The organism is Rhodobacter sp. P2_H5, from assembly GCF_056403335.1.
This window is the reverse complement of the sequence record NZ_JBFUFS010000003.1, coordinates 177,522-196,086: the sequence shown is the minus strand read 5'-3', so window position 1 is coordinate 196,086 and position 18,565 is coordinate 177,522. Positions and strand designations below refer to the sequence as shown.

The following is an 18,565-nucleotide window of genomic DNA, read 5'->3' as shown; positions in this document are numbered from 1 at the left end:
GCGGCTTGCATCCTGCAAAAGCCTCGGCTAAACCGCCGCGATCGGGTGGTTAGCTCAGTTGGTAGAGCGTCTCGTTTACACCGAGAATGTCGGGGGTTCGAGTCCCTCACCACCCACCATTTTCCGGCCGTTCCGAAGATGCAGGACCGGGTTTTCCCGCCCTGTGTTTCCCCTTTGCCGCAATGCGGGCGCCCTTGCACGCAGGGATTGCGCGCCCCAGTGGAATCAACCACAAATCGCCATATAATCGCCGCACTTACGAACAATCTTTTAGTGAGTTAATGAGACCTTAAGCGAGTCTTTGGCCCCGGGGCGGGCAAGATCGCGGACACAGAGGTTGATCGGGGCTGGAACGAAATGAAGATACTTGCTGTCGATGACGACGCCCTTACCCTGGAACTTCTGGTCGAGGTTCTGCGGCTGCATGGCTACAACAACATCTCCACCGCCAACAGTGCGGCAGAGGCGGCCGAGATGATCGGCTCGGCGACCGTGCCCTATCAGTGCTTCCTCCTCGACATCTCGATGCCCGAGGTCGATGGAATCGAACTGTGCCGCTGGATCCGCCGCGCCCCCCGGCACCGCTTCACGCCGGTGCTGATGACCACGGCGCTGTCGGACAAGCCCTTCATCGACCGCGCTTTTCTGGCCGGCGCCTCGGATTACGTCACCAAGCCCTTCGACCCGGTTGACCTGACGACCCGGTTGCGTCTGGCCGAGCATCAGATCCAGATCGAACGCTCGACCCCCGATGTCGGGCAGGCGGCCTCGCCGGTGCAGGCGCATGTCGAGGCGCTGGCCCATGTGGCGCTGGCCGAGCCGGGCGCCCTGAAGGATGTGGCCGGGCTGATCGAATATGGCGCGCTGGAAAACTACCTGCTGCAACTGGCGCGCGGCGCCTTTTACGGCACCAGCGTGATGGCCCTGCGGATCGTCGATGTCGGCGATCTTTACTCGCAATGTTCCAGCATCGCCTTCCGTGACATCCTGTCCGACGTGGCGGCCTGTGCGGTCCGCTCGCTGAAAAGCTATGATTGCGTGCTGTCCTATGCGGGCAACGGGATCTTCGCCGGGGTGGTCGGGGCGGTTGCGGCCGACGATCTGGATGCGGTGGAATTCAAGATCAACCTGATGATCGAGAAGCTCGATCTGACGGATGATCATGGCCAGCCGTTGACAGTGCGGATCGTGGTCGGGCCGGCGCGTCCGGTCGGCATGATGAAGACCGGGCGGGTTGCGGTCGCGCTGCTGAGGCGCGCGATCGAGGATATCGTCTGGAACGCGGGCCGCCCTGCGGCCTCTGCGCCGGAGCCGGACCTGACGGCGCCTCTGGTGCTCAAACCCTACAGCCGGGTGTATTGATCCCCCCGAGGCCGGAGGCCGCATGCAGAACCTGGACAGCATCGCCCTGAAGATACAGGAACTTCGCCCGAGGTTCCTTGCGCTGATGTCCGAGCGGCTGGACCGGTTCGAAGAGATCCGGGACCAGCTGGAAGGCGTGCAGGACCCGACCGCGCTGCTGGACGAGATCCGCTTCGGGGCGCACCGCATGGTGGGACTGGCCGCGACGCTGGGTTTTGTGGATCTGGGCACGCTGTCGCAAAGGGCCGAGCTTGCCATCCTGGCGCGCGCCACTGCCAAGGACAAGCGCTGGCCCGATGCCGAGCTTCTGACCTGTCTGGATGTGATGATGGGGGAAATGGCGCTCTTGCTGGAAGATTGACCGGGGATTGCCGTCGCGGGGCCGGGGGGCGCCGGGAGGAAGATCCAAACCGATGTAAAATCAGGCAGATGGCCCGCTGCGGAGCCGCAATAATCGGCCTTCTGCCCTGACTGAACTGTTGTTGATCTGTGCCAACCTGTATAGCCTTCCTTCACGTCTACGGGAAAATACGGCGAAATGGCCATTGAACACGATTCCGACCTCGTGCACGGCCTTGCTGCGCCTGTGAGGCTGGTTCAAATCCTCGCGCTCGCTGCGGCGTTTCTGGTTGTGAGCCTCACCGGGCTCTACCTTGTGCCGGCCGGTGGTCAGGATGTCGTGATTCTGCGTGGCACGGGCTTCGGGCTCGCGGCGCTTGTGTTCTTTGGCCGCGGCCTCTGGCCTGGCGTGTTTCTGGGCGCGCTGGCCAGCCGGATTCTGATCGCCTATCTCGGGATTCAGACGATGGCGCCGGGCCCGGCGATGGTGCAAGGCGGGCTTCTGGTCCTGGCCACCACGGCGCAGTGCGTGGCGACCGCCGGGATCATCCGCCAGATCTGCGGATTTCCGCTGCGCCTGACGGGCTTTCGCCAGCTGGCGCTGATCGGCGGCGTCATATTGCCGGTGAGCTGCCTTTACGTGCCCACCATCGGCATGGCGATTTTCGTCATCGGCCATCCGGCCGGATCCTCCAATCTGGTGCACAACTGGATCATCTGGTGGGTCGGTGATCTGATCGGCGTGGCGCTGACGCTACCGATGGCGGTGCTCGGGCCATGGAACAGCAAGCCCGCGCTTTACTGGCGCGACATCGCCTTGCCGCGGTTCAGCCCCTCCGCCGTGGTCTATATTGCCTTCTCGGTCGCCGTGACCTTTCTGTCGTGGTACGCGATCTCGCGGATGGGTGACCTTTCGGACGAGGCGCAGTTCCGCACCCTGGTCGGCGACAATGCCCGCGCCCTGCAGCACCGCTTCGACGCCTATGACCTTGGCCTGCGCGGCGGTGCCGGCTTTTACCGCAGCTCCACCCATGTCAGCGAGGAGGAGTGGACCAATTATGTGCGCGCGCTGAACCTGGGGCAGAACCTCAAAGGGCTGAATGGCATCGGCTTTGCCGAGATCGTCGCGCCGCAGGATCTGGCGAAATTCCAGCAGGAGATGCGCGACGAGGGCGTCGGCGATGTCACGATCAAGCCCGCGATGACTGCGGATCCGATGTTCGTGGTCAAGTACTTCGCCCCGGCCGTGCTGGCGAACCAGGTCCTTGGCCTCAACATCGCCTACGAGGAAAACCGCGCCATGGCGGCCATCACCGCGCGCGATACCGGCAATGTCACGATTACGCGGCCGATCGTGATCTGGCCGGAGACCGAGCGTCGCACCGGCTTTCTGCTTCTGGCGCCTGTCTATTCGACACCCGATGCGCCGACGACGGTGCAGGGGCGCCGCGACGCCTTCCTTGGCTGGGTCTATGCGCCGGTCTTCGCCACCCGGATGCTGGACGATCTGACCCGCAGTCAGACCAATGACCTGACCGTCTCGATCTACAGCGGCCCCGATATCGACAAGGAGAAGCTGCTTTACACCGACGTCGATGTCGCCAGCGTCGCGCGCCTGCCGCGTTTCCGCATCGTCGACCGCATGGAGATCTTCGGGCAAACCTGGACCTTCGAATGGCAAAGCAGCCCGGTGTTCGAAAGCCGCCTGTCCAACATCCAGGCTCTGGCCATTCTGGTCGTCGGGCTTCTGTTCTCCTTCCTCTTCGGAATTTTCCTGCTCAACCTCACGCGGCGCGAAGAGCTGATCCGCGACATCGTGGCCCTGCGCACCGGGGAATTGGCCGCCCAGGTCGAGGAGAACCGCTCGATCATCGAATCGGCGGTGGCGAAGATTGCCCTGCTTGATGGCCAGGGCAATGTCATGCGGGTCAACGACGCGCTGATCCGGGTCTTGGGCCGCGAGCGCAACCAGTTGATCGGAAAGCCTTTCTCGCTGCTGGTCGATGGCCAGCTCGACAGCTATTTCGACCGGCCGGAGGGCGCCAGCGACCACCCGAGCTACCGTGGCGTGTTGCGCACCACTTCGGGCTTCGGACAGGCGATCACGCTGGATGTGCAGATCATCCCCTGGGTCACCGGTGCCGGGGAGTGGCGTTATACCGCCGTCATGCGCAACATCACCGAACAGCGCCGCATCCAGGACCAGCTGCGCTCGACCCAGCACCGGCTCGACCTTGCCCTGACCGGTGCCAAGATCGGCGTGTTCGACATCGACCTGCGGACCGGCAAATCCATCGTCTCGCGCACCTGGCGCGATCTTCTGGGCTACCGCGACGACGAAGAGGTCGACAGCCAGCAAAGCTGGCGCAAGCGCGTCCACCCCGATGACCTGCCCAAGGTCAACGCGGCCGACGAGGCCTGCATCGAGGGGCGCGTTCTGCGCTCGGTCACCGAATACCGCGTGCAGATGCAGGATGGCAGCTGGCGCTGGATGCGGTCGGACGCCGTGGGCGAGGACCGCGATGCCGATGGCCGCGCCTGGCGGCTGATCGGCCTGCAGACCGACGTGACCGACCAACGCCAGGTCGAAGAGCTGAAGACACAGTTCGTCTCGACCGTCAGCCATGAATTGCGCACGCCGCTGACCTCGATCAACGGCTCGGTCTCGCTCTTGCTGAACGCCATGTCCGAGGGCATCCCCGAAGCGGCCCGGCGCATGCTGTCGATCGCCCAGAAGAATTGCGACCGGCTGATCCTGCTGGTCAACGACATCCTGGATCTTGAGAAGCTGGAGGCGGGGCCGCCCAAGCCCTTGCTCGCCGCCGCCGATCTTTCGGTGCAGGTGCTGCGCGCGATCCAGGTCAACCAGCCCTTCGCCTCACGGTTCAACGTGACCTACGAGACCGCGACCACCGTGCCCGGCGTCACCGTGATGATCGAGGAAAACCGCTTCCAGCAGATCATGACCAACCTTCTGTCGAATGCGGCCAAGTTCTCGCCACGCGGCGGCGTCGTCACCGTCTCGGTCGAGACCTTTGACGCTTACGCCAAGGTGTCCGTAACCGACCACGGCCGCGGCATCCCGGCCGAGTTCCACGACCGGATCTTCAAGGCCTTCTCGCAGGTTGACGGCTCCTCCAACCGGCAGAGCGAGGGGACGGGGCTGGGTCTGCACATCGCCAAGAAGACCATCGAACAGATGGATGGCCAGATCGGCTTTGTCTCGGAACCGGGGGTGGTCACCACCTTCTGGGTTACCGTGATGACCGCCGTTGGCATCCGCCCCCCGCGCGAGGAAGAGACGCCAGATCGCCCCGGCAAAGCGCCCACCAGCGCCATTCCGCGCATCCTCCATATCGAGGCCGACAAGGATTTCGCTGCGGTTCTGGTGGCGGCCTATCGTGGCGCCGCCGAGATCGTCAACGCGACCGACGAGATCGCCGCCCATGCTTTCATGAAGAGCGCGGCCTTCGACCTTGTGATTCTGGACTGGGATCTGGGGCGGATCAGCGGGGCGGAACTTCTGGAGGAGATCCGCCTGCGCCAGCCCGGGGTTCCGATCATCGCCCTGACCGGCTTTGAACACCACGCCAACGCGGCCGATGTCGAGATGACCCTGATCAAATCGCGCATCCATCTGGAAGATGTGGCCGAACGCAGCCTGTCCCTGATCAAGGCGACCGCCGACAGCCCCGCCGCCTGAACCCTTGCAAGCTGGGGAAAGCTTCGGTTTTGGGCCCGAAGGGGCGAAAAAAGGCCTGTCTCCCGAGCCCGCCAACCATGTCGAGCCGGCCCGCGCGGCGGCCCGCCGTCAGGGCTGGCAAGGGTGCGACGGGCTGGCGCTGCGGCCTTCGGGTGCCGGGGAAACATTGTGGCGAACCGGGCTGCGACTATTCAGGAAGTGAACTCAAAAAGGTCACAGTGTTGGGGATACTCCTCCCCCATAGGACGCGCGTCCGGCGCTGTCGTGGTCTGGTTTTGCACAGGCCGCAGCGCAGTTTTGCCGGGCGCAATTAAGGTAAAGGGTATCGGAATGGCGGACGCCGGCGCATCTTTTTTCGCCCAGCTTAGCACCGTCACCAGGGGATTCGACGACCGGGCGTTTTTGCTCGTTTTGGTCGCTGTGCTTTTGTTGGTGATTTTTGGAGGTTTCCGCACGTTGCGGGTCAAGACGACACAACTGCGGCTCCGGGAGGAGGAGCTGACCCTGTGCCGCCGCGCCATGGAGGCGCATGCCATGGTCAGCATCGTCGATGCCGACGGTATCATCAGCTATGTCAACGGCACGCTGGCGCTGGCGACCGGCCATCGCGGCGACGAACTTTTGGGGCAGGCGTTCAACGACGTGCTGCTGGCCGACTCGGTCGGCTCTTTCGCCACGCTCTGGACCAAGGTGAAAACCGGCCAGATGTGGGCCGGCGAAACCCGGATCCGCTGCAAGGACGGCAGCATCCTGTGGACGAAGGCGACCATCGTTCCGGTGGTGGACGAAGCGGGCAAGCTGGCGCGTGCGATCTGGTTGCGCACCGACATCCGCGAAACCCGGCTCTCGCAGGCCGACATGCACAACCGCGCGATGATCGACCTGTTGCAGGACGAAGTCTATGTGATGACGACAGATTCGCTGGAACTCCTCTATCTCAACAAACGCTCTCTCGCCGCGATGAACTGGAAGGCGACCGAGCTTGCCGGCAAGCGTCTGGCCGATGTCAGCGAACGCTTCGACGAGGCGCTGTTCCGCGAACGCGCCGCGGCGCTTCTGGCTGGCACCATCGATTCCGTGCTGTACGAGGATGCGATCAGCACCGGGCCGATCGAGGTCAGCCTGCAACTGGATCACAGCCTGGAGGGTGCGCCGCGCTTTGTGGCCATGGTGCGCGACATCTCCGAGCGCAAGCGCGCCGAGCGTGACAAGACCGAATTCGTCTCGACCGTCAGCCATGAGCTGCGCTCGCCGCTGACCTCGATCAAGGGCTCGCTCAACCTGATTTCCTCGGGCGCGCTCGGGGCGATCCCGGAACGTTCCGCAAGGCTGATCCAGGTGGCGCTGAGCAATGTCGACCGGCTGGTCCGGCTGATCAACGATCTTCTGGATCTGGAAAAGCTCGATGCCAACATGATGGATTTCAGCTTTGAAACCATCGACCTCGTGGCCTTCGCCGATGATGCGGTGGCGGCCAATGCGGGTTATGGCCTTGAATATGGCGTGAGCCTGCGACGGATCGGTCCGCGTGAGCCGATCTATGCCCGGGTCAGCCGCGATGGCATGATGCAGGTCCTGACCAACCTGATCTCCAACGCGGTGAAATTCTCACCCGAGGGGCAGGCGGTCGATCTGGGGGTCGAAGAACACCCCGAGGGCGTGCGCCTGACCGTGACCGACCGTGGCGACGGCATCCCGCCCGAGGCGCAGGGCGCCCTGTTCACCCGGTTTGTCCAGGCCCATACCCAGGTCGATCAACGCCGGGGTGGCACAGGATTGGGATTGAGCATTGCGAAATCGATCATGGACAAGCATGAGGGAAAGATTACCTTTACCAGTGAGATGGGTGCAGGGACGACTTTCATCATCGACTTGCCGAAGGCCGGCAGCATGCGGGCCGTTGCCTGATTGGGGCGATGGGCATGGTGATGGGTATTCTGTGGCTTGTACCTTGCTCGTGCATTTGGTGAACTGGTAGTTCGTAAAACAACCCTGGCCAGATTTGCCCAGACCCCCAAGGAAACACGATGCCCAAAATGCCCCGAATAGTGCATGTCGAAGACGACCCTGATATCCGCGAGATCGCGTTGATCGCGCTGGAAATGGTCGGCGGACTGCAGGTCGTGCAATTCGCTTCGGGGCGCGAGGCGCTGGAGGGGGCGGCTGCCGCGCGGCCGGACCTGTTTCTTCTGGATGTGATGATGCCCGGGATGAACGGCGAGGAGACCTTGAGCGCGTTGCGCGAGAAGGCCGAATTTGCCGAGACTCCGGCGATTTTCATGACCGCCAAGGCGCAGCAATCGGATGTGCGGAAATTCCTGGAGGCGGGGGCCCTCGACGTGATCGTCAAACCCTTCGATCCGATGCAGCTTGGGAATCAGATCCTGGCGATCTGGAACAAATGGCACCTGAACCGGACGTCGGTCGATCAGGCAGACTGAGGCCGGGGCAGGGCACGTCCCGCGCCTTCACCCCGGCGCCTGGCATGCTTCAGGGGCGGCAGGCGCGGTCAGGCCCAGAGTTTGTTAAGCAATCCGGCCAGAGCAGACGCGGGGGCCTGCGGCCGATCGGGCTTGATGGCATGATGGTCGGCGATGTCCTGATCCAGCTGGGCCAGGGTCATGTACAAAAGCTGCACCGCCGAGGCGCCGCTGCGCAGCATGCCGACCCGGACCGGCGTACCGCATTCAAAGCGCAACTCGGCTTCGGTATCCATGCCCTCGGTGGCGCCCATGCGCTGCAACAGATCCTCGGCCACAAGTGCCAGTTCTTCGACCGGACCGGGGCCCGCGCCATGGACGACCACGGCAAAGGTGCCGCTGCCGGCATAGGCCACGAAGAACTCGTGCCCGCGCAGGGCCTGCGACAGGGCCTCGGCCACATCGGCCAGCAGGAAGTGATAATCGGTTGCCGACAGTGTTCTGTGATATTCGGCAAGACCGCGCACCTTGACGCCAAGCAGCGTCGTGGTCCCCAGATCGCCGCGTGACATCTGCAGCAGGTAGTTCTCCAGGTTGACGATCCCGATCACCCCCGGCACTTCGGTCACCGTGACCGGCTGGCCAAAGGTCACACGCGCCTCACGCTCCATCTCGTCGCGCAGGAGCCTCACCTCCATCGCCTTCTCGCGGGTCCGCGAGCCTTCCTCGACCAAGCGCCGCGCCAGGGCAACCCTTGTGCCCAGTTCCAGCGCGTCGAAAGGCTTGGTCACGTAATCGGTGGCCCCGGCGGCAAAGGCGCGCTGGACAAAGCTGCGGTCCGACATCGCGGTGACCATGATCACCGGGGTCGCGCCATAGCCGCTCTTGCGCTTGACCCAGGAGCAGAAGGTGATGCCGTCGATCTCCGGCATCTGGATGTCGAGCATCAGGCAGTCATAGGGCTGGGGGGCGGCTTCGACCATTGCCATGGCCATGCGGGCAGACGTGGCGGTTTCGACGTTATCGAATCCCGATTGCGCCAGCGCAATCGTCAGGATTTCAAGAATCATCTCGTCATCGTCTACGGCAAGTATCTTCATGGTTCTTCTCGATCCGCCGAATGTCTGCGTTGGTCGTTGCGCGGTTTTTTGTCGCAGCCTTTGCAGGCCGCTTGGGTGGGACGTTTTGCGACTTCGGTCTTATTCACGATGCCGCCGCTTTGGGGCCGAATTATGATAGAGGCGGGGCGGTCCCGGACAAGTTGGTGTCCGAGTTATGAATTTCGGTAACAGGAAATTGCGGTGACCGAAAATTCGCCCGGGAGAAATTAACGGCCCCCACACCCGCAAGCAGGTCTGGGGCTTATTTGAGTCCGTCGAGCGAATTCAACTCGCTGCGGTCAAAGAGTTTGCGGTGGTTGACCGCCAGCACGGCGCGCTTGAAAGCCATCTCCGCACGCTGCTGCTTCCTGCCCTGCAGCAGAACCGGCTCTCCGGCCGAGATGGTCAGGTGGGGTGCGGCTGCGGGGGAGGTCTCACCCTGAGGGGCGGAAAGGTGCTGGTTGATTTCGGCCTCGATGTCGCGGCTGGACAGGGCCGAGGTCTGGACGGCCAGAAGAAAGATGCCATGGCCGCCATAGGCGATCTGGCAATTCTCCACCCCGATCACCGCGCAGACCGCGGTTGCCACATCGCGCAGGGCGGCGATCCTGGTCTTGGTCGTCACATCCGGGCCGATGGAGTCGATCTGGTCCATCTGCACCGCCAGAACCGCGATCTTGTTGGCCTCCCCGCGGTTCAACTGTCCGATATAATTGGCCAGCGAGCGCTGCTCGATCAGGTTGGGCATGCCCGCGACCTGCAGTTCAAGCGTGCTTTGGCGGCCAGCGCCGATCTGCCCCGCTTCAGAAGTGGCTTCGGGCGCAAGATCAGCAAGCGCCTCGATCCGGTCCTGCGCCAGATGCAGGCGCGCGCCGAATTCGATCACGTCGAAGGGTTTGGTCGTGTAATCGGTGGCGCCGGCGCGAAAGGCGCTGTCCATATGCCGCATGTCGCGCATCGCGGTCAGCATGATGACCGGCACGTCGCGGTAGGCCGGCACTTCGCGCAGCTGGCGGCAGAGCTCGATTCCGTCCATGTCGGGCATGTCGATGTCAAGAAGGAGGCAGTCGTAAAGCCGCTCTCCGGTTCCGAGCAGGGCGAGCGCTTCCCAGCCCGACGCCGCCGTGGTGACCTTGCGGAACCCCACCTCGGCAGAGATCATCGGCACCAGTTCGCGGATGAAAGGGTCATCGTCCACCGCCAGGATCCGCATCGCCGGGACCAGCGTCCTGCGCAGGCCCGCCGGGTTTTGCCCGACCGTCGCCAGGGAATTTGCAGCTTCGCCGGAAATCGCGCCGCTCTGGTCCGGGGGCGGTAATTCCGCAGGCGGTTCGGCCGTTAAACTGCCGACCGCTTTGCCGGAATTGTGAACCGGGTTGCGGCGCGCGCGCATTTCTGCCAAAGGTTTTTTTGCTGCAGAAGCCAGGATCGCGCCCGCGAGAGTGGCCAGGCAGCAAATCAGTAAAGCGACCTTGAAAGAGGCCCCGGCCAAGAGCGCGACTGCCGTGGCGACCAATCCCGACGCGCAACCGACAAGTATCAGACCAAGCATTGCAGGGCCCCCGTGATGATCCAGACTGGCGCCGTTTTCTCGACCGAGATGGCGCGACTTTCCCGAGGATAGCCTTCGAGGGTGGGTGAGACGAAGATCTGGCGGGACATGGAACGCTTTCTGAACAGTCGCTTAGACGTTAGTTTCTGTATTCAGTTCTTATGTTTTAAATGTGGCATTCTTGGGCCTGGGTGCGGTTAGCCTGGACAGGCTGCAGTACTTTTTCTTGTGTGTGCCATTGGTTTTGGCAATGCCGCCCGTCCGTCGTGGGTCAGAAGTCCTTGAATGGAGAGGCTTCGCGCTCATACCGCAATATGTATCAACACTTCCGTCGCCACAGTTCGGCGGGCCCTTCCTGGAGACCGGGACAAGATGAACGACCTTCTGCTCGTCGAGGCCCTCAGAAATGCGGGAGTCGCGACGATGATCCTCGACGGCGCGGGAAAGATTCTCTTCTCCAGCCTGATGGCCGACCGGCTTCTGGGCTATGCACCACGCGCGCTTGAGGGACGTGAGGTCGAGGACATCCTCTGCTTCAGCGCCCTGGCCAAGCTTGGCCGCGGCGACGATGTGCCCGAGGGCCAGACCCGTCTGCACGGCGTCAGGGCGCGTGATGTTGCGGGGAAGGCGCTGGATCTGCAGGTGGAGGTGACCGCCTGGAAGGACCCGGCGGGCCAGACCTGCCACACTCTGATCCTGCACAATGCCGCGGCCGAACGGTCACTGGCCCTGCGGCTGGAAGAGGAATTGTCGCTGTCGAAGAACGCCTTGCGCGGGGCCTGCATCGGCGTTTTCGAATATCGCCCGCTGACGGACGAGGTGATCGTCTCGGACATGTGGCGCGACCTGTTGGAGCTTGCGCCGGGAGAGACGACCGACGTGCAGGTCGAATGGCGGTCGCGCGTGCATCCCGATGACCTGGCCGCAGCACTGGAGCCGATCCGGCTGTGTCAGGAGGGTCTGGCCGACCGGGCGGGATGCGAATACCGGCTTTTGCGGCGCGACGGCTCGCGCTGGCAATGGATCAAGACCGACATTTCGGTCGCCACCCGCAATGCCTCCGGGGTTGCCACGCGGCTCAGCGGGGCGATGACGGACATCACCGAGCAGAAGGCCACCGAACTGGCCCTGTTGCGCAGCGTCGAACAGTTTCGCTCGGCCTTTGACAGCGCAACGATCGGCAAGGCGATCGTCGGGCTGGATGGCCGCTTCCTGCGCGTGAATTCGGCCCTGTGCGAGCTGATGGGCTTCACCACGGAAGAATTGCTGAAGACCAATTTCCAGACGCTGACCCATCCGGACGATCTGGCCGAAGACCTCGAGTTGCTGGGGCAGCTGGTCGAGGGCAAGATCTCGTCCTACCAACTGCAGAAGCGGTTCTATCGGGCGAATGGCGCGATTGTCTGGGGTCTGCTGAGTGTGTCGCTGGTCCGCGATGTCCACGGCCGGCCCGAGCAGTTCATCGCGCAGATCGTCGATGCCACCGAACAGCGCCGCCTGAACGAGATCAAGAGCGAGTTCGTGGCCACCGTCAGCCACGAGCTGCGCACGCCCCTGACCAGCGTGCTGGGCGCCCTGTCGCTTCTAAGCTCGATGGACACCGAATCCCTGTCCGACCCGGCGCAGCGCCTGCTGTACATAGCCCAGCAAAACGGCAAGCGTCTCTTGACGCTCGTCAATGATATCCTTGATTTTGAACGCTTTTCGTCAAAGCAGATGCGCTTCGCCCTGACGCAGCAGAACATCATGCCCCTGGTCGAGGAGGCGGTGATGGCCAGTCTCGCCTTTGCCGACAAATACGGGGTGCGGATGGAAATCGTCTATCCCAAACAGCCGATCCTCGGCTTTGTCGATGCGCGGCGGCTGGGTCAGGTGATGGCGAACCTCTTGTCGAATGCGGCGAAATTCGCCGACCGCGGCACGACGGTCGAGATTCTGGGCGAGGATCTGGGCGAGGAGCTGCGCATCTCGGTCCGCAACACGGGCCGCGGCGTGCCCGAAGCCTTCCGCAGCCAGATCTTCGAGCCCTTTTCGCAGGCCGACCTCTCCTCGACCCGCACCCATGGTGGCACGGGGCTGGGGCTCAGCATCACCAAGCAGATCGTAGAGCAGACCGGCGGCAAGGTGGGATTCGACAGCGAGTCGCCGGGCCTCACCACCTTCTGGTTCACCATCCCGACTCGCGACCCCAAGAACCGCTGAGCGGCGAAAGTCCGCAGGCGGGGGAGGGGCACCGCCCCGGCCCCCCCGGTAAGGCGGCAATCAGCGCATCATGTGGATGTTGGGCGGGCGGCGGCGGCTCAGCTTGTTGCGCAGGCGGGTTTCGGCCCGCTCGATCGCGCGTTCGCAGGCCTTGCGGGCGCGCTGCCCGGGGTTGGCGCTTGGCCGGATCGGGTTGCCGATCGAGATGGTGATATCCATCGGGCGACCGTTTTCGAACTCCAGATCCTTGTCGTCCAGCAGGCCCTGCACCTCGGCCTCCAGCCCGTGCGAAGCCTCCAGCGTCGCCTTGCTGGAGATCACCACGAAGGCCCCGTTGCCGGCATAGGCCAGCAGGCAGCCGTGTTTGGCCAAGGCCCGGTTCACCGATTCCGCCACTTCGCCCAGCATCTCGACATATTCGCTGGTCGTGGTGGTCTCATATAGGGTTGCGATCTGGTCGATCTTGACCGCCATCACCTGCACGCTGTCGAGGCCCGACCGCGACAGCTGCAACAGATAGTTGCGCAAGGCCGCATAATCCACGCAGTCCGCGCCGGCGGTGATCTTGATGTCCTCGGCCAGGGTGAAACCGTGGCGGAGCACATTGGCATCCTCGGTCGGAACCGTCTCGAGGCCGGCAAAGCCGTTCTTGCGGGCCAGCACCAGCGCCTCGATGACGCGCAGCCGCGCGCCGACCTCGGCCACCTCGAAGGGCTTGGTCAGGTAGTCGGTGGCCCCGGCCTTGAAGGCATCCTCGATGTACTTCTTCTCGGTCATCGCGGTCAGCATGATGATCGGGGTGGTCCGGTAGGCGGGCAGACGCCGGATGTGGCCGCACAGCTCAATCCCGTCCATGCCGGGCATGTTGATGTCCAGAAGCAGGCAATCGAAGCTGCGATCGCTCTGGTTCAGAAGGTCCAGGGCCTCCGCCCCGGATGCTGCAGCAAAGACATCCGGGAACCCGGCCTTGGTGAGAATCAAGGGCAGCAGTTCGCGGATGAAATAGTCATCGTCGACAGCAAGTAACTTCATTAGGGCCTCGATAAAGCAGTTCCTCGGGAGATTCGAAAATAACCGACCTTAATCCTGTGCCCCACCAAAGACCGTTCCAGATTAGCGCAACAGACCAAAAGGGCAAGCGCGTCGGGGCAAATTTAGTTCATCCAATGTAGGGTGGTTATGACATGCACCTTCTGGGGTCAATCCGTTCGCGCTGGTTTCCCCGTCGCCCGTTTTGCGGGCCGAAGGCGAAGAGAGCGGCCGTGGGATCATCGGCACCCCGTCGCCCGGGCGGTCAGGCGGGGGCTGGCGGCAGGGCCCGCCGTTTGCGGATTCGCGCCGGGATCGGCCCGGGTTGCGCCCAAGGCAGCCCCTGCGGCATGATTTCACTTGCATCCTCGGGCCGAGACGCCAGATAGAGGGCCGAACCTGCAGCGGGACGGCATGCCATGACCTTTCAAATCGCAATTCTCGGCGCCTCGGGCTATACGGGGGCAGAACTTGTCCGCCTGATCGCCACCCATCCGCAGATGGAGGTCGCAGCCCTCGCCGCCGACCGCAAGGCCGGGATGGAGATGGCCGAGGTCTTCCCCTTCCTGCGCCACCTGGACCTGCCCAAGCTGGTCAAGATCGAGGAGATCGACTTTTCGAAGATCGACCTCTGCTTCTGCGCCCTGCCGCATGGCACGAGCCAGGAGGTGATCGACAAGCTGCCGCGCAGCCTCAAGATCGTTGACCTGTCTGCAGGCTTCCGGCTGCGCGACGCGGCGTCTTACGAGAAATGGTATGGCGCCCCGCATATCCACCCCGAGCTGCAGGCCGAGGCCGTTTATGGCCTGACCGAGTTCTACCGCGACGACATCGCCAAGGCGCGTCTGGTGGCCGGCACCGGTTGCAATGCCGCCACCGGCCAGTTCGCCCTGCGCCCGCTGATCGCGGCGGGGGTGATCGACCTTGACCAGATCGTGATCGACCTGAAAGCTGGGGTGTCCGGGGCAGGGCGCTCGGCCAAGGAAAACCTGCTGCATGCCGAGCTGTCGGGCGGCACCCATACTTATTCTGCTGGCGGCAAGCATCGGCACCTGGGTGAGTTCGATCAGGAGTTCTCGAAGATCGCCGGTCGCCCTGTCATGGTCCAGTTCACCCCGCATCTGCTGCCGATGAACCGGGGCATCCTCGCCACCGTTTACGTCAAGGGCGACCCCGCCACGGTGCACGAGACCCTGCGCGCGGCCTATGCCGAGGAGCCCTTCCTGCGCGTGCTGCCCTTTGGCCAGCTGCCCTCGACCCGTGACATCGCCGGGTCGAACTTCTGCCATGTCGGCGTGATCGGCGACCGGATGCCGGGGCGTGCCGTGGTGGTGGCAGTCTTGGACAACCTCAACAAGGGCTCGTCGGGTCAGGCCCTGCAGAACGCCAACCTGATGCTGGGCCTGCCGGAAACCATGGGGCTGATGCTGGCCCCGATCTTCCCGTGAGGTTCTGATGGCCGGGCTCAAAGGGCTGAAGAAGAAGCGGCGCATCCAGATCATTCTGGTGGCCTTCCTCGCCTCGGCACTGTCAGTCGGGTTGATCACCTACGCGATGAAGGATGGGCTGAACCTGTTCCGCTCCCCCTCGCAAGTCGGCAGCGAACCGCCGCGGGCCGGTGAGGTGTTCCGCTTGGGCGGTCTAGTCGAGGTGGGCTCGCTGGTACGCGGGCAGGGCGATGTGATCACCTTCAGCGTCACCGATACGAATGCCACGGTGCCCGTGTCTTTCAAAGGCGTTCTGCCGGACCTGTTTGCCGAAGGCGCCGGCGTGATCGCTTTGGGGCAGATGCAGGACAAGACCTTTGTCGCCACCGAAATCCTGGCCAAACATGACGAGAAATACATGCCCAAGGAAGTCGTGGATGCGCTGAAGGAACAGGGCGTCTATGTGGCACCCAAGCCCGGCAATTGAGGGCGTGCGCTGTGGTTAAGCGAAATTAACCCCTGAGGCGGAGTCTGGCGCGGTCACCAATGGGGGCCGCTCATGCCGGATGTTCACCAGATCGCCTTGGAAATCGTCGCCCGCGAGGGCGGTTTCGTCAACGACCCCGCCGATCCGGGGGGCGCCACCAACCATGGCGTCACCATCGGCACCCTGCGCGCCCTTGGCCGCGATCTGACCCATGACGGCCGCGTCGACATCTCGGATGTACGCAGCCTGACCCGTGACGACGCAGTGGAGATCTTTCTGACCCAATATTTCGACCGCCCCGGCCTCTCGCGCCTGCCGGAGGCTGTGCAGCCTGTGGTCTTTGACATGTATGTCAACGCGGGCTCGATGGCGGTGAAGCTTTTGCAGCGCGTGCTGAAATCCTGCGGCACGATGCTGCGCGAGGATGGCGTGATCGGTCCCGCCACCCTCAGCGCCGCCAAGGCCGAGGCCGCGAAGGGCGCGCAGGCGCTGGTGGACCGCTACAGCGTGGCCCGGCGTGACTTCTATTACAGCCTCGCCGATGCCCGGCCCGCCAGCCGCAAATATGCCTGCCGCAAGGATGGCGGCAAGGGCGGCTGGATCACCCGCGCCGAAAGCTTCCTCTCCCCCGCTCTCCGTTTGACCGATGCCCAACATCAGGCCCGCATTGCCGCCTGGAAGTAAAAGGATGCCCCACATGGATATGACCAAGATCGCCACCGAAGTGGAGGCCGCAGCCGAGGCGCTGACCAGCGGCGCCGCAGGCCCGCTGCCCCCGGTGCAGATGCAAAGCAAGACAGGCAAGGCCGGTTACGACCATCTGATCGACGCGCTGAACCGCCTGCCGCGCCCCTTGCTGGCGCTTGGCACGCTTCTGGTCTTCGTGGTGGCGGGCATCAACCCGGTCTGGTTCGAGGCCCGGATGCAGGCGCTGAGCACGGTGCCCGAACCGCTCTGGTGGCTGCTCGGCGCGGTGCTGACCATGTTCTTCGGCTCGCGCGAGGCCTATTACATCCGGCAAAAGACCCCGCCGAAACCCTGAGGCGCGGGCCGGGCCGCGGTGTAAAACGTATAAATACAGGGGGCCGGCGCCGATCCAGCACCGGCTGGCCCCCCGGGCGTCCTTGACCTGAGCGATCCTCTCTGGCATCCCCCAAGGCGATGAGACAGGATTTGATCAGATGAACCTCTTTGCCGATATCCGCGCCCTTGTCGTGGCCGAACTGACCGCCATGGCCGCCGAGGGCGCCCTGCCGCAGGGGCTCGACCTTGCCAATGTCGCGGTGGAACCGCCGCGCGACCCGGCGCATGGCGATATGGCGACCAATGCCGCCATGGTGCTGGCCAAGCCCGCCGGCCAGTCGCCGCGCGCCATTGCCGATGCGCTGGCCGCCCGTCTGGCGAAAGACCCGCGCATTTCGGCCGCGGAAGTGGCAGGGCCGGGGTTCCTGAATCTGCGCCTCTCGAATCTGGTCTGGCAGAGCGTCGTCAAGGCGGCCCTCACCGATGGCAAGGATTTTGGCCGCTCCTCGGCGGGCAAGGGCCGCAAGGTCAATGTCGAATTCGTTTCGGCCAACCCCACGGGGCCGATGCATGTGGGCCATGTCCGCGGCGCTGTGGTGGGCGATGCCCTGTCGAACCTTCTGGCCTTTGCCGGCTGGACCGTCACCCGCGAATATTACATCAATGACGGCGGCGCGCAGGTCGATGTGCTCGCCCGCTCGGCCTTTGAACGCTACCGCGAGGCCAACGGGCTGGAGCCGGAAATCCGCGAGGGTCTTTACCCCGGCGACTACCTGATTCCAGTGGGCGAGGCCTTGAAGGCGAAATACGGCGATAGCCTCCTGAACCAGCCCGAATCCGTCTGGCTGCTGGATATTCGCGAATTTGCCACCCAGATGATGATGCAGATGATCCGCGACGATCTGGCGGCGCTTGGCGTGCGGATGGATGTCTATTCCTCGGAAAAGGCGCTCTACGGCACCGGCAAGATCGAGGCCGCGATCCAGACCCTGCGCGATCAGGGCCTGATCTATGAAGGCACTCTGGAACCGCCGAAAGGCAAGGTGCCGGAGGATTACGAGCCGCGCATCCAGACCCTGTTCCGCTCCACCGCGCATGGCGACGACGTTGACCGTCCGGTGATGAAATCCGATGGCTCCTGGACCTATTTCGCCCCCGACATCGCCTATCACTTCGACAAGGTGCAGCGCGGCTTTGACGAGCTGATCGACATTCTGGGTGCCGACCATGGCGGCTATGTCAAGCGGATGAAGGCGGCGGTTGCGGCCCTGTCGAACGGCCGCGTGCCCTTGGACATCAAGCTGATCCAGCTGGTCAAGCTCTACAAGAACGGCGAGCCCTTCAAAATGTCCAAGCGGGCCGGGACCTTCGTCACCCTGCGCGATGTGGTCGAACAGGCCGGTGCCGATGTCACCCGCTTCATGATGCTGACGCGCAAGAACGACGTGGCGCTGGATTTCGACTTCGCCAAGGTGCTGGAACAGTCGAAAGACAACCCGGTCTTCTACGTCCAATATGCCAATGCCCGGATCAACTCGGTCCTGCGCAAGGCGCAGGCGGCGGGAATCGACACGTCGGATGCGGCGCTTGCCGCAGCCGACCTGAGCCTGCTGTCGCACCCGGCCGAGATCGACATGGCCCAGCAGATCGCCGAATGGCCGCGCGAGGTCGAGATCGCAGCCAAAGGCAACGAACCGCACCGGATTGCCTTTTTCCTTTATGAACTGGCGTCCGAATTCCACGGGCTCTGGAACAAGGGCAACGACGACACATCGCTGCGTTTCGTGCAGGAGGGCAACGCTGCCACAACTTCGGCGAAAATCGCTCTGGCCCGTGCGACGGGCGTTGTGATTTCGGCGGGATTGGCTATCTTGGGCGTCACTCCGGTCGAGGAAATGCGTTAAAAACGTCCCGGCCGGTC

At 63.6% G+C, this 18,565-nt stretch carries 14 protein-coding genes and 1 tRNA gene; 12 read left to right on the top strand and 3 right to left on the bottom strand.

Annotated elements, in window-relative coordinates:
- The first annotated feature begins 43 nt into the window (after window positions 1–43).
- From AC1DVR_RS05185 to AC1DVR_RS05160, 6 genes are all read left to right on the top strand, one after another.
- A tRNA-Val gene (locus AC1DVR_RS05185) sits at window positions 44–119 on the top strand.
- Window positions 120–357: 238 nt separating this feature from the next.
- A complete protein-coding gene (locus AC1DVR_RS05180; protein WP_477999469.1) occupies window positions 358–1,362 on the top strand; it encodes a response regulator in 1,005 nt (334 codons plus the stop codon).
- 22 nt (window positions 1,363–1,384) lie between these two features.
- On the top strand, window positions 1,385–1,723 hold the full coding sequence (locus tag AC1DVR_RS05175; protein WP_477999468.1) for an Hpt domain-containing protein: 339 nt from the start codon (window positions 1,385–1,387) through the stop codon (window positions 1,721–1,723).
- Window positions 1,724–1,900: 177 nt separating this feature from the next.
- Window positions 1,901–5,404 (top strand): CHASE domain-containing protein, encoded by a 3,504-nt coding sequence (locus tag AC1DVR_RS05170; RefSeq protein ID WP_477999467.1) that lies wholly within the window; start codon window positions 1,901–1,903, stop codon window positions 5,402–5,404.
- A 456-nt stretch (window positions 5,405–5,860) separates the two neighbouring features.
- Entirely contained in the window at window positions 5,861–7,312 is a 1,452-nt protein-coding gene (locus tag AC1DVR_RS05165; protein ID WP_477999466.1) for an ATP-binding protein, read from the top strand.
- Between the two features lie 128 nt (window positions 7,313–7,440).
- The gene (locus tag AC1DVR_RS05160; protein WP_477999465.1) at window positions 7,441–7,845 is read left to right on the top strand and encodes a response regulator; all 405 of its coding nucleotides are present in this window, start codon (window positions 7,441–7,443) and stop codon (window positions 7,843–7,845) included.
- Between the two features lie 68 nt (window positions 7,846–7,913).
- Here AC1DVR_RS05160 and AC1DVR_RS05155 read toward each other — a convergent pair whose 3' ends face one another.
- Window positions 7,914–8,924 (bottom strand): response regulator, encoded by a 1,011-nt coding sequence (locus AC1DVR_RS05155; RefSeq protein WP_477999464.1) that lies wholly within the window; start codon window positions 8,922–8,924, stop codon window positions 7,914–7,916.
- A gap of 262 nt (window positions 8,925–9,186) precedes the next feature.
- Window positions 9,187–10,122, bottom strand: a complete 936-nt coding sequence (locus AC1DVR_RS05150; protein WP_477999463.1) for a response regulator — start codon at window positions 10,120–10,122, stop codon at window positions 9,187–9,189.
- A 726-nt stretch (window positions 10,123–10,848) separates the two neighbouring features.
- On the opposite strand from AC1DVR_RS05150, the gene AC1DVR_RS05145 reads away from it, so the two are divergent.
- Window positions 10,849–12,678 (top strand): sensor histidine kinase, encoded by a 1,830-nt coding sequence (locus tag AC1DVR_RS05145; protein WP_477999462.1) that lies wholly within the window; start codon window positions 10,849–10,851, stop codon window positions 12,676–12,678.
- Window positions 12,679–12,738: 60 nt separating this feature from the next.
- Here the strand turns inward: AC1DVR_RS05145 and AC1DVR_RS05140 are convergent, their stop codons facing one another.
- On the bottom strand, window positions 12,739–13,710 hold the full coding sequence (locus AC1DVR_RS05140; protein ID WP_477999461.1) for a response regulator: 972 nt from the start codon (window positions 13,708–13,710) through the stop codon (window positions 12,739–12,741).
- 416 nt (window positions 13,711–14,126) lie between these two features.
- Here AC1DVR_RS05140 and argC point away from each other — a divergent pair, with 416 nt between their 5' ends.
- The 5 genes from argC (at window position 14,127) to argS (ending at window position 18,548) form a co-directional block, all read left to right on the top strand.
- Window positions 14,127–15,155, top strand: a complete 1,029-nt coding sequence (argC, locus tag AC1DVR_RS05135) for an N-acetyl-gamma-glutamyl-phosphate reductase (RefSeq protein WP_477999460.1) — start codon at window positions 14,127–14,129, stop codon at window positions 15,153–15,155.
- 7 nt (window positions 15,156–15,162) lie between these two features.
- Window positions 15,163–15,621 carry a cytochrome c maturation protein CcmE gene (gene ccmE / locus AC1DVR_RS05130; RefSeq protein WP_477999459.1) on the top strand — a complete coding sequence of 153 codons (459 nt, stop codon included), beginning with the start codon at window positions 15,163–15,165 and terminating at the stop codon, window positions 15,619–15,621.
- A 72-nt stretch (window positions 15,622–15,693) separates the two neighbouring features.
- Window positions 15,694–16,305 carry a holin-associated N-acetylmuramidase gene (locus AC1DVR_RS05125; protein WP_477999458.1) on the top strand — a complete coding sequence of 204 codons (612 nt, stop codon included), beginning with the start codon at window positions 15,694–15,696 and terminating at the stop codon, window positions 16,303–16,305.
- A 13-nt stretch (window positions 16,306–16,318) separates the two neighbouring features.
- The gene (locus AC1DVR_RS05120) at window positions 16,319–16,663 is read left to right on the top strand and encodes a 3TM-type holin (RefSeq protein ID WP_477999457.1); all 345 of its coding nucleotides are present in this window, start codon (window positions 16,319–16,321) and stop codon (window positions 16,661–16,663) included.
- Window positions 16,664–16,802: 139 nt separating this feature from the next.
- A complete protein-coding gene (gene argS / locus AC1DVR_RS05115) occupies window positions 16,803–18,548 on the top strand; it encodes an arginine--tRNA ligase (protein WP_477999456.1) in 1,746 nt (581 codons plus the stop codon).
- Window positions 18,549–18,565 lie beyond the last annotated feature (17 nt).